This window comes from Bradyrhizobium sp. Leo170, from assembly GCF_004296405.1.
Taxonomy (GTDB): Bacteria; Pseudomonadota; Alphaproteobacteria; order Rhizobiales; family Xanthobacteraceae; genus Bradyrhizobium.
The window spans coordinates 1-11,888 of the sequence record NZ_PSRR01000268.1; the positions used below are offsets into that span (position 1 = coordinate 1).

Below are 11,888 nucleotides of genomic sequence, written 5' to 3' on the forward strand. Positions count from 1 at the left end.
AAAGCGGAATATTTTTCGCGCGAGGGATGGACAAACTTTTGCTGATTTGCCCGTCGGGTCGTCTTGTCGCACCCAAAGTATCCACATCGTCATTGCGACCCGTTGGCTCGCAATGACGGCTGCGGAGGGGCGTGGGACGCAAATCCGTCCTACGATTTTCTCACCAGCTTCCACTTGCCGTCGGCGGTGCGCTTGAGTGCGGGGTCATCGAGGCGGATGTGGCGCGACAGGAAATCGATAAAGGCGCGAACGCGGGCGGGAAGAGGGCCGGCGTGGCCGACATAGACCGCGTGAATATCTTCGCGGTCGCCGGGATTCAGATTTTGAAGCACCGGCACCAATCGTCCGGCCTCGATGTCCGGGCCGATCTGGAATAGCGCAAGCCGCGCCAGCCCGGCACCGCCCAGCGCGAGCCGGCGCCCGACTTCGCCGTCGCTTGCGCGGACAACCGGCGGCGGCAGGACCTCTTCGATCCGCTCGCCCTTGCGGAACGGCCAGCCGCGGATCGTGCGTGGAAAGGTCCAGCCGATGCCGCGGTGGCTGGCGAGTTCAGCCGGCGTCTTCGGCATGCCATGCTTGGCGAGGTAATCAGGCGAGGCCACGACGACCATGCGGCTGGTCGCAAGCTTGCGTGCGATCAGCCGCGACACTTGCAACGGCCCGACGCGGATTGCGACGTCCGCGCGCTCCTGCATGAGGTCGATCACCGTGTCGTTGAGGACGATATCGAGCGTGATCCCTGGATGCTCGGCGAGGAAGCGCGGCACCAGCGGAAGGACATGCAACGTGCCGAACGGGATACTGCTGTTGACGCTGAGATGGCCTCGCGGCATCGCGCCGGCAGCGGCCTCGTGTTCGGCTTCCTGGATCTCGGCGAGGATGCGGACCGCACGTTGATAGAAGGCTTCGCCCTCCGGCGTGAGCTGCAGCTTGCGCGTGGAGCGATTGATGAGTCTGGCGCCGAGGCGGGCCTCCATCCGCGACACCAGCTTGCTCACGCCAGACGGCGTGAGCCGCAAGCTCCGCGCCGCGGCGGTAAAGCCGGCGCGGTCGACGACGCGGACGAACACTTCCATTTCGCCGGAACGGTTGGTGTCTGATCGGACCATGTTGAATTGGTGTCACAAATGATTGGACTTGTCGCCCTCTAATTCTCGTAAGGCCCCGACGCTATTTCCGCGCTTGCGTCCCTTCCAGTCCGGAGCCACATCCTTGCCCATCGCTGTCCTTGCGCTCACCGCCGGTGCCTTTGGCATCGGTACCACCGAATTCGTCATCATGGGTCTTCTGCTGCAGATCGCTGCCGACATGCAGGTGTCGGTATCGGCCGCAGGCCTGCTCATTTCGGGTTACGCGCTGGGCGTGTTCGTCGGCGCGCCGATCCTGACGCTGGCGACGCGGCGGATGCCGCGCAAGGTCGTGCTGCTGGCGCTGATGGCCATTTTCACGCTCGGCAATGCCGCCTGCGCGCTGGCGCCGAGCTACGGGTTGCTGATGGCCGCGCGGGTGCTGACCTCGCTGGCACACGGCACGTTCTTCGGCGTCGGCTCGGTGGTCGCGACAAGCCTCGTCGCCGAGGACAAGCGCGCTTCCGCGATCGCGACGATGTTCGTCGGCCTCACGGTGGCAACCATACTTGGCGTGCCGTTCGGCGCCTGGATCGGGCTATCGCTCGGATGGCGCGCGGCGTTCTGGGCGGTTACCGTGATCGGCGTCGGGGCCTTTGCCATCGTGGCGCTGTTCGTGCCGAGCCACGTAGGCGAGGACGGCAATGCGGTGACGATACGCGACGAACTGGCGGTGCTGCTTCGTCCGCAGGTCCAGCTTTGCCTCGCCATGACGGTGCTCGGCTTTGCCGGGGTGTTCACGGTCTTCACCTATATCCAGCCGATCCTCACACGCGTTACCGGATTTTCCGATGCTGCCGTATCGCCGATCCTCCTGGTATTCGGGCTCGGGCTGTCTATCGGCAACGTCGCCGGCGGACGGCTGGCCGATCGAGGCCTGCCGCGCGCTCTGATCGGAACGCTGGCAGCGCTCGCGGTCGTCTTGGTCGCAATGACCGCTGTGCTTCCGCTGAAGGTGCTGACCATCGTGCTGGTCGGACTGCTCGGTATCGCGGCGTTCGCGACCGTAGCGCCGCTGCAGTTCCGGGTGCTCGAGACCGCCGGCGAGGCCGGACGGACGCTCGCCTCGAGCCTCAACATCGCCGCGTTCAATCTCGGCAATGCATTCGGCGCCTGGGCCGGCGGCGTCACCATCGACCATGGGTTCGGTCTCACCGCGCTGCCCCTGGTTGCGGCGGCGATCACCTCGGCCGGTCTTGCCCTGGCGCTGTGGAGCCTGCGGCTCGATCGGCCACAGGCTCAGGCGGCGACGTGTCCGGCGGAATAGCGCAATGGTCAGAGGTCTGCGGTCAGAACTTTCGGAGGACCTGGACGGGGAAGGTCGCGTTGTTGGTTTGGCCGCTGCCGTCGGTCCAGAAGCAGTCGACCTGATCGTCTTTGACCGTGTCCACCGTCATCAATGACCCACCTGAGCGCAGGCGGACAAGATCGCCGGGGCGAAATTGGGGCGTAGCGGGTCCGGCGGTCGCGATGCCCTGTGAAGCCGGGGCGGCAAATGCCGGAGCGAAAAAGGGCGCGTTGAGTGACAGGATCAAACCGGCACCGATCGAGAAGCGCTTCATCACTGCGAGCATGTCAGAGCCTCCGTTTCTTCAGAGACGATGAGGTGAGATCTTCAATACCTCACTAGAGCATTTTCGGTTCTGATTGAATCAGAACCGAAGCTCTAGATTCTTGTTTTGGCGCGTTTTCTTCACGCGAACCGGTATCCACTTCGCTCGAAAACGCTCTAGATCTGCATTTCGTATTCCGCGCGCATCCCTTCATGACCCTGCTCGTTCCGTTGCAGGCGGTCGCCTTGAGTGGGCGGCGGCACGCTCGTCGCGCCATCGGAGGTCAATCGATCGGTCCTCAGATAGCCGACGGCTGCGCGCTTCACTTTCTCAAAGGCGTGGTTCTCGATCTGCCGCACGCGCTCCGGCGAAATGTCGAGCCGGTTGGCGAGCTCTGCGAGCGTGGGCGGATTGTCGGTGAGACGCCGTGCTTCGAATACCTGCCGCTCCCGCGGTGTCAGCACCTTCAGCGCGGCCGAGAGTGCGCTCGTCTGCTGGGTCGTCTCATCCCGTTCCGCCAGTATCACTTCGGCGTCCGGGGAATCATCGACCAGCATCGTCTCCCATTCCGCCGTTTGTCCATCGTCGTCCATCGGCTTGTTCAGGGAGAAGTCGCCGCGCAGCCGGCCGTCCATCTCGATCACGTCGGCAACGGTGACGCCCAGGTGCTGGGCGACCGTATTGGCAATTTCCGGCGTGAGCGAGGTCGGGTTGTTCGAGACTTTCCTGATTTCGCTCCTGAGGCGGAAGAACAGCTTCTTCTGAGCCGCGGTCGTTCCGATCTTGACGAGCGACCAGGAGCGCAGGATGTATTCGTGAATGCTCGCCTTGATCCACCATAATGCGTAAGTCGAAAAACGCGAGCCACGGTTCGGCTCGAATCGTTGGGCGGCAACGACCAGGCCGACATTGGCTTCGGCGATGATATCGGGAAGCGGCAGACCATATCCGCGATAATGCCGCGCTACCTTGGCCGCAAGCCTGAGGTGGCTTTTGACGAGCGCATGCAGCGCGGCCTGATCGCCGAGTTCATGCCAACGGCGTGCAAATTGCTGTTCCTGTTCCGCGTCCAATAGACAGTATTGTTCCATTGTAAAGGTTCCGTCAGTTATTTGCACCCGGCGCTTTGCGTCGAGAGCTGGTCGGGGCCTGAGCTGTGTCGAGGCAGTACGATCATTAGGGGCAGGCGCTGCATCGGTCTTTCGAGAGCGACGGTTTTTGCTGAAACGCACATTTCAGATCACCTCGCTTGGGCGCACGGCGTCTCTGTCCGGCCAGATCGCATCGGGAAGATTGACGATGATTGGCGTCGGCGTGCTGCGAACGACGACCCAGCGGAACGGTTGCTCGTTCGAGAGATTGCTTTCCATGTGCGGCAGGAAGGCCGGAACGTGGATGAAATCGCCAGCCTTTGCGTAGGCAACGAATTCTCCTTTGGCGCCCCAGCGGATCTCGCAGGCGCCGGAAAGGACGAATGCGATCGTTTCCTGCTCCCCATGATGGTGGATACCGGTGCGTGATCCCGGCTTGACCTCGAAAAGCCCGCCCCAGATGGCCGAAGGGATACCGAGCGCGGGATCGATCGCGGCACGACGTTCGGAGCCTGGAGTTTGTGTCGTGCCGAGGTCGAAGCGATCGGGGCTGACAATTTGGACTGAGCTGTTCATGGCGATCACGCTCACGTTTCGCGTTAGCTGCTCGCTAACGATAGGCAGGCGTGGTCGGCAGGGCCATTAAACAGGGGTTTAATCAGTTCACGTCCGATTGAGAGGACGCTGCTTACAAATCGGTGAGCTTGCTGTGCTCGCAGACAGCGGGCTCACGCCGCAGTTATTTGTGAAGTGTGCGTCGGGTTGAGGAGGTGAGGCGGGCGTGCGAATTCGCAAAATACGTGCGATCTCGATCTTGCGATTGCCTGCGGGCCGCGCGCTATCCCGGCGACGACGGAGCCGAGCGTCGCGATACAAACGACGCCCGGCTCTGCCACGCTCCTTGGGCTCCTCTAGAGCTTTGGTTCTGATCCAATCAGAACCGAAGCTCTAGGTTCTTGTTTTGAAGCGTTTTCTTCACGCGAACCGGTATCCACTTCGCTCGAAAACGCTTCAGGCGGCTTATGTGTCTGACTTGGTTTGGGCCGCTGGGCTCGTGGCGGACACCCGCCACACCGTGTTTCCAACATCGTCGGCGATCAGCAGTGCACCCGCCCGATCGATCGCCAGGCCGACCGGCCTGCCGTGCGCACGGTCGTCCGCATTGAGGAATCCAGTGACGACATCCTGCGCAGGACCGGATGGCTTGCCGCTGCTAAACGGCACGAACACCACCTTGTAGCCGTTGAGCGGGGTTCGGTCCCAGCTTCCATGCTCGGCGACGAATGCGCCTCCATGGTACTGCGCTGGAAGGTTATTGCCTGTGTACATGGCGAGGCCAAGCGGAGCCACATGAGAACTCAGGGCATAGTCCGGCACGATCGCCTTGGCCACGAGATCGGGGCGTTGTGGCTCGACGCGCGGATCGAGATGCTGGCCATAATAGCTGTAAGGCCAGCCATAGAAGCCGCCATCCTGCACCGAGGTCAAATAGTCCGGCACGAGGTCGGGGCCGATCTCATCACGTTCGTTGGCAATGGCCCAGAGCTTGCCGGTCTCGGGCTCCCACTGCAGCCCGGTGGGATTGCGCACGCCGCTGGCGAAGATGCGATGGGCGCCGGTCCCGCGGTCGATCTCCCAGATCGCGGCTCTCTCATACTCGGCCTGGATGCCATTCTCGGTGATGTTGCTGTTCGAGCCGACACCGACATAGAGCTTTGTGCCGTCAGGGCTCGCCAACAAGGTCTTGGTCCAGTGATGATCGATCGGCCCGCCGGGAAGATCAGTCAGCTTGGTGCCCGGGGCGGTGATGCTGGTTTGTCCATCCTCATAGGGATATCGGACGATCGCATCCGTGTTTGCGACGTAGAGATCGTGGCCGACCAGTGCAACGCCGAATGGCGAGTTAAGGTGGTCGAGGAACACCGTGCGCACATCGGGAATGCCGTCGCCATTGGTGTCGCGCAACAGCGTGATGCGATTTGCATCCTGCGCCTTGGCGCCGGCGAACCATTGCACCCAGCCGGTGACGAGATCCTTGGGCCGGAAGACAGGGGCCTTCGGGCCATTGCTTTCGACCACCAGCACGTCGCCGTTCGGCAGCACATAAAGCGATCGCGGATGTTCGAACCCCGTGGCCAATGCACGGATCTGCAATCCTTCCGCCACCTTCGGCGTTTCGCTGCCCCACGGAGCTGGCCGCGCAATCCTGATCGGCGGCAGCAGATATTGCTGCACCTCCGGCAAGTACGGATGGGCGCCGATCTGCCTTGCAGGATTCCCGCCGCTGTCGTCACAGCCGGCGAGACTCAAGGCAGCGGCGGCGGCCACAGCCACGGCGGCAAAGCGCGGCAGGTTCGCCGCACGGGAAAGATTGAGCAAGCTGGTCATTCGGCTGCTCCTGCGCGATCGCTATAGGTCAAGCCCCAACCTCCCACCGCCAGGGACAGCAGAAGGATCGTGACGAGCCCCGAGAGCGCGAGGCCGGTCGGCACCACCGCTGTATAGCCATCGCGGCTGTGAACGAGGACATTCACGATCGAGAGCACGATCGCGACAACATAGGTGAGTGCGCGAAACCAAGCCGGCCTCTGCCTGTCGATCAGGAGATCGATCACGGAAGCAATGGCCGCAAGCGCCGCGATCACCAGACCGGCCGCAATCAGCCAGACCGAAAATCTCTCCCACATCACCAGCGCAGTTCGCCAATAGGCGAGATCGGTGACGAAGGCGCCGATCAAGTAGGCCACCGAAAACGGCAGCAGCATTTGATGAATGGCGTGCCGGCGGGGCGCAACCACCGGCACCGCTTCGGTTTCGATTGTGGAACTGCTATAGGCCATCGCGATTTGCGTCATACTTCGATCCTCACGATAGTGTGCACGTGCGCGGCATCTCGGCGCCAACGCCTGCTTGGCAAGGCAACTTTCGATCTGTTCGATATGTCGGAGCACTTCGCAGCACCCATAAGTGCAAATGGGAAAGTGGGCGGCGCTTTCAAAAGCACGCGTTCGAAACTGACGGTAAATCCTCTGTGACCTTAGCCGCTGACCTCGGCTCGGCTCGCGAAACCTATCCGAGCTGCCTCCCGCGTCATCGTCTCGAGGCGTGCGCTCGTTCAGCTGCGGCGGTATCGGCGGGTGTGCCAAGGTCGGGCAGGTGACACCGTCAGGCAATCTGTCATATGGTTGACATAGGAAGGTACCATGTGAGGACCGAGGAATGGCGCGACCTCCGGGATCGGCTTGCGCGAAATCGAAGGCCCTCGCGAGGAAGTAGCCGACGAGACGGCTCGGTTGTCAGTGATGGTACGTATTGGCCAAATCGCTTCGTCCCGTGCGCAAGTCCGGCAGAGGATGAGCTTGCCCCGCTTCGGCGCCTGGACCTTGGCCAAGGTTGCGGCGCTACTTGTCATTTTGGTAGGGGTTACCGTCGCATCTGGAAACGAGCGGAAGCCGCCGATCGGCCTCATGACGTTTAACATCCCGGCGCAGCCGCTGATCGACGCCCTGCAGGCGTACAGCCAGCAGGCTGGCGTCCAGGTGATGTTCGAAACGACCTCGGCGGCCGGCTTCCGTTCGCTGCCGGTCAACGGCGAGTTCACGCCGCAGGCCGCGCTGCTGACGCTCTTGGCCGATACTGACCTGAGGGTTCGCTATAGCCGATCCAACGCCGTGACGCTCGCGCCGGCGTCCGTGCCGGATCCCGACGAGCCGCCCACCCATCCTCCGGTCTCCGCGGACATAACGCTTGGAACGTTGCGTGTTCGCGGTACGACCGACGCTTCCGATCGCAATCTGGGGGAGTATATCAGCCTCCTGCAATCGGACATTCAGAAGGCGCTCAAGAAGGGCGGGCGGACCAGGCGGGGCGAATATCGGGTCGCGGTCAAACTATGGGTGACGCCGTCCTCGCGAATCGTAGACAGGGCCGAGCTCGACGGTTCGACAGGCGACCTTGATCGGGATAGCTCGATCGCCGAGAGCTTGCGTGGCCTGGTGTTGAGCCAGCAGGCGCCGCCCAACATGCCGCTCCCGATCCGCTTCATGATCTCGATCCACGCGCTGTAGGCGACCAATATAAAGGGTTGCCTCAAGCTCCGGCGACATCTTACTCGATGCTGCGGCCATCAAACGATTCTCGGGGCGCGCAGCCGTTGCCAACGATTGCGGCAAAGCGGCCGCGGTATCTCGATATTCCCGCACCTGTGGTTCGATTGCCGCAATCGCCGACCAGCTTGCAAGTGACTGATGTCCGTCACGCGAGTGTCATCCTCGGTCGATAGGGAAAATCGTGGGACTGACCACGGTCTGCGAAATGAAACGCAGGGCGTGGCGTTGCGGGGCTGGTAGGTGTCTGATTCGAATAGTAAATCTCTGCGAGAGACAGTCGCAGCTGATTACGAGGGCTTGGCCAAGCGTCTGACGCGCTGCCTTGGCTCCTCGGATTTCGCGCGCGAGGCGCTGCACGAAGCGTTTCTGCGGGTCGATCGAGTGTCCGATGCGGTGCCGATTCACAGCCCCGTCGACTATCTCTTTCGCACTGCGCTGAACGTTGCCAAGGATCGGCGCAAGAGCGATCGGCACTTGTTGAACGCCTCGGAAATCGCGGCGATCATGGACATCATCCCCGACGACCGTCCGGACCCGGCGATGGTGACAGAATCGCGCATCGAGCTGACGGAGTTTCAGAAGGCCCTCGCGGAATTGCCCGCCCGGCGGCGCGACGTGTTTGTCGCAGCCCATCTTGACCATCTCCCCCACCGCGAGATCGCTACTCGGTTTGGCATCAATGTGCGCACGGTCGATTTCGACCTGCAGCATGCCATGGAGCATCTCAGCCGCCGGCTCGGCCGCACCGTTCTCCGGCGCCTCGGGCCGCGTCCAAAGGCGAAAGCCAGCGAGTAGCTTGCATCTTGGCAAGGGACGTGCTTGTCAGGCTGTTTAGATCATAATCCGATTGGACGGAATCGGATCATGGTCTCGTCGTCTTTGTTTGAGCATGATCTCCGCGCAAACGCTTCGCGTTTGTCGCGAGGGAAAACCGGTTTCCGCTTTTCCGGATCATGCTCTAGCGGCATTTTTCCAACGCGCACGGTTGAATGGCTGCGCGGACCGCGAATCTTCAAGAAAAATTTTGAAAGATGCACTTTCTATAGCGATAAAGAGCTTGAAAGTGCGGATAGCCCGGATTTTCGATTCAGTCTTCCTTTGCGTCAATCGTCTATAGAGCATGAGGACGCGGTATTTTTGAGTACGCCGGAATCATTCGGCGGGAGAATCAACAAAGAGCGATTGGCCTTGACCGCAGGCGACGATATTCCTTCCGAGCTGGACCCGCTGTTGCGGCAGGCGCTTGCGTGGGTTATTCGCCTGCACTCGGGCTCGGCGACGTCGGACGATGCTGCCGCTTTGGCACTTTGGCGGCAGCGCAGCGCTGAACACGAGGCCGCCTTCCGCGATGCCGTGAGGCTGTGGCGCAGCTTCGGGGAGGCCACGCGCGCGCTCGCCAGCCAAGAGCTTGTGAATGTCGAGCGCTGGAGGCCGCCTCTCGCGCGCGACAGGCTCAGCCGCCGGGCGCTGATCGGGGGCGCGATGGCTGCTGCCGCATCGGTGGCCGCCGGATATGTGGTCGTCCGTCCGCCGATGGGGCTATGGCCGTCGTTCGAAGAACTGTCGGCGGACTATCGGACAGGCAAGGGCGAACGACGCAACATCGCCTTGGCCGACAACCTCTCGCTGACGCTCAACACCCAGACGAGCATCGCCGTACGATCCGAGCAGGGGGCTCCGCGCATCGAACTGATTTCGGGCGAGGCTGCCGTCCAGGCCGAGCGCGACGCGCCCGCGCCGCTTGTCATTGATGCCGCCGGAGGCCGCGTCACGACGCGTCGTGCCAGTTTCAATGTGAGATGTCTCGATCGTGCCGTCTCGGTGTCGTGCCTTGAAGGCGCCGTCGAAGTCGAATGGAAAGGACAACGCGTCGCCATTTCGGGCGAGCAGCAGATATCCTATTCGGCGGCGATGGGGCTCGGACGCGCCTCGCAAGCGGATTTGGAGCAGGCGGACGCCTGGCGAAAGGGTCTTCTGATCGTCCGCGACTGGCCGGTCAATCGTCTGGTCGAAGAGATCAATCGCTACCGGCAGGGCAGGATTGTCGTTATGGACGAGCAGCTTGGGCACCGGATGATTTCGGGCACATTCCATCTCGATCACCTGGACGACTTCATCGCTCAGGCCCACGGCCTGTTCGGCGCCACGGCGCGGTCCCTGCCGGGGGGCATCGTGTTGCTGAGCTAGCGTCTTGAATGGACTCCATGTCCCCCGCGACAAATTGTTCGACAAGACAGGTCTGCCAGACAAACTGCAGGACAATGAGGATTCAATGATCAAGCCGCGACATGCGGATGGCGTGCACCGGTGTCGCAGGTTGGCCACCGTCGTCCAAGGCATTGCGGTCGGTTTCGGACTGCTGGGGCTGACGACGACGGCCGCTTGGCGCGCCGAGGCCCATGACATCGGCTGGGCGGTTGGGAATTTCGCGCCGCATCAGCAGCGGTCTGAGGTTTCGCCCCTGGCGCGCACGCAGGAGCCTACGGTGCCTAACCGCCAAAAGACCGGCACCGGCTTTTTTGTCGACGACAAGGGCCATATGTTGACCGCCCGTCACGCGGCGGAAGATTGCTCGCGGCTCATTGTCTTCAAGGAAGGCCGGGCCCTGGCGGCGCAGCTCGTGGCCTTGTCGCCCAGCGCGGATATCGCGCTGATCAAGGTGTCGAAGACCCTGGGGCTGGCGGCGGTTTTCCCGAGCTCGGTCGGCGTGAGCACCAACGATATGGTGTTTGCCTCTGCTTACGATAAGCTGGCGACCAACCGCGGTATGTTTGCAAACGCGACCGTCGCGGGAAGCCCAGGCAGCCAGTCGGGTGTGCTGCAGATAGATACGGATGTCACCTTCGGCGCCAGCGGTGCGCCGGTACTGGACAGTCGTGGCCTGGTACAAGGGATAATAAGCCGCAGGACCGGATCGAGCCGTGTGGTCGCGGTGGGGGCAGGGGACGCCAAGAGTTTCCTCGCCTCCAAGGGGGTTCGTGTCGCGGAAGATGACCGATCCCAGATTGTCGCCACGACCTCGCGATCCAGCCGGGCGGCTTCGATCTCGGCACGGGTCACGTGTTTGCAGAATTGAGGCGAGACGCATGTGGCAGATGAGTTCTCAATCGAATTCGTTCCCGGCGCGCCGACATTCGCGGCGTCGGTCCGCGTCCAGGATAGCCGGTTGGGTTGCGGCGACAGCCATCGTGGCGACGTTTTCGCCGGCGCTGGTTTTCGCGCCAGCGCGGTCGCAGGAATTTCGCGAGGCAAGCAAGGCGCCGCCGCATTGGACTCAATTCGCGAAGCTGGTCAGGTATCGTTTTGAAGACTGGATGGGAGCGGATGACGAGGTCGGCAATCGTTTCCGGGCCTATCTTCGCGAACACCGCGGAAAAGAGGACGGGCCGCCGCAGATGCTCGAGGTGCGCGCCTGGCTCAATCCTGACGGCACGGTCGAAAAGGTGAGCTTCCCCCCGCTCAACAATGCGCAGGCCGAAGCTGATCTGCGGAAGATCCTCACGCGGGGCAATGTCGGGGAGGCACCGCCACCGGAAATGCTGCAGCCCCTGCGCCTGCGCCTGTTGCTGAATCTGAAATAGCATCACGACCGGGGACGACGTCGGAAAAGCCTGATGCTGCGTGGTTTGCGCCGCGCGCTTCGCTGGTGGTCCGCAGGGCGCACGCGCCGTCCGCGAATCGTAAGGCGCACGCAAAAATTTCTTAAGACTTTGATTCAGTCTCGCTCCGGGTCGATCGTCTGTTGAAGTGAGGCACCATGAACGCGGCATTCCGCCGTGTCGTCATGTGTGTGCCCAGGAGACGAGCGAGCACCCGTGCAATCTGAGATCGGTTACAAGCGTGGCGGACCTGCGTCCGCCCGAACGGTGTTGCTCGGCCTGAGGCCTATCGTGTCGGTGATCGCCGGCGGTCTTTGCGCGCTGACATGGGGTGAGGCGGGTGCCGCCCCGCAAAGGGCGCAGCAGCCGGCGAATGCATCCCCTGCGCCGCAGCCCGCGAATGCGGACG

12 protein-coding genes and 1 pseudogene are annotated in these 11,888 nt (G+C 62.4%); 7 read left to right on the top strand and 6 right to left on the bottom strand.

The features are described 5' to 3' along the window. Positions 1-149: 149 nt before the first annotated feature. Positions 150-1,109, bottom strand: a complete 960-nt coding sequence (locus tag CWO89_RS32225) for a LysR family transcriptional regulator (RefSeq protein WP_130582530.1) — start codon at positions 1,107-1,109, stop codon at positions 150-152. Between the two features lie 103 nt (positions 1,110-1,212). On the opposite strand from CWO89_RS32225, the gene CWO89_RS32230 reads away from it, so the two are divergent. After that, entirely contained in the window at positions 1,213-2,394 is a 1,182-nt protein-coding gene (locus CWO89_RS32230) for an MFS transporter (protein WP_130582531.1), read from the top strand. Positions 2,395-2,416: 22 nt separating this feature from the next. Here the strand turns inward: CWO89_RS32230 and CWO89_RS32235 are convergent, their stop codons facing one another. The 5 genes from CWO89_RS32235 to CWO89_RS32255 form a co-directional block, all read right to left on the bottom strand. Further along, positions 2,417-2,701 carry a DUF2158 domain-containing protein gene (locus CWO89_RS32235; protein WP_130582532.1) on the bottom strand — a complete coding sequence of 95 codons (285 nt, stop codon included), beginning with the start codon at positions 2,699-2,701 and terminating at the stop codon, positions 2,417-2,419. 155 nt (positions 2,702-2,856) lie between these two features. Beyond that, complete coding sequence (locus CWO89_RS32240) at positions 2,857-3,771, bottom strand: RNA polymerase factor sigma-32 (protein ID WP_130582533.1); 915 nt, start codon at positions 3,769-3,771, stop codon at positions 2,857-2,859. Between the two features lie 144 nt (positions 3,772-3,915). After that, complete coding sequence (locus CWO89_RS32245; RefSeq protein WP_130582534.1) at positions 3,916-4,347, bottom strand: cupin domain-containing protein; 432 nt, start codon at positions 4,345-4,347, stop codon at positions 3,916-3,918. Between the two features lie 444 nt (positions 4,348-4,791). Further along, on the bottom strand, positions 4,792-6,159 hold the full coding sequence (locus tag CWO89_RS32250; protein WP_130582535.1) for a PQQ-dependent sugar dehydrogenase: 1,368 nt from the start codon (positions 6,157-6,159) through the stop codon (positions 4,792-4,794). Next, positions 6,156-6,626, bottom strand: coding sequence for a DUF2231 domain-containing protein (locus tag CWO89_RS32255; protein ID WP_245476679.1), 471 nt, complete (start codon positions 6,624-6,626; stop codon positions 6,156-6,158). The genes CWO89_RS32250 and CWO89_RS32255 overlap by 4 nt, the downstream gene beginning before the upstream one ends. Positions 6,627-7,238: 612 nt before the next feature. On the opposite strand from CWO89_RS32255, the gene CWO89_RS32260 reads away from it, so the two are divergent. The 6 genes and pseudogenes from CWO89_RS32260 to CWO89_RS47190 form a co-directional block, all read left to right on the top strand. Continuing rightward, complete coding sequence (locus tag CWO89_RS32260) at positions 7,239-7,838, top strand: hypothetical protein (RefSeq protein WP_245476680.1); 600 nt, start codon at positions 7,239-7,241, stop codon at positions 7,836-7,838. Positions 7,839-8,120: 282 nt separating this feature from the next. Continuing rightward, positions 8,121-8,675 carry an RNA polymerase sigma factor gene (locus tag CWO89_RS32265; protein WP_130582537.1) on the top strand — a complete coding sequence of 185 codons (555 nt, stop codon included), beginning with the start codon at positions 8,121-8,123 and terminating at the stop codon, positions 8,673-8,675. 69 nt (positions 8,676-8,744) lie between these two features. After that, a complete protein-coding gene (locus tag CWO89_RS32270) occupies positions 8,745-10,067 on the top strand; it encodes a FecR family protein (protein WP_130582538.1) in 1,323 nt (440 codons plus the stop codon). 34 nt (positions 10,068-10,101) lie between these two features. Then, positions 10,102-10,956, top strand: a complete 855-nt coding sequence (locus CWO89_RS32275; protein ID WP_245476681.1) for a S1 family peptidase — start codon at positions 10,102-10,104, stop codon at positions 10,954-10,956. Positions 10,957-11,068: 112 nt separating this feature from the next. Further along, complete coding sequence (locus CWO89_RS32280; protein ID WP_245476682.1) at positions 11,069-11,461, top strand: hypothetical protein; 393 nt, start codon at positions 11,069-11,071, stop codon at positions 11,459-11,461. A gap of 234 nt (positions 11,462-11,695) precedes the next feature. After that, positions 11,696-11,888: pseudogene (locus CWO89_RS47190) on the top strand (ShlB/FhaC/HecB family hemolysin secretion/activation protein); the annotation flags it as partial.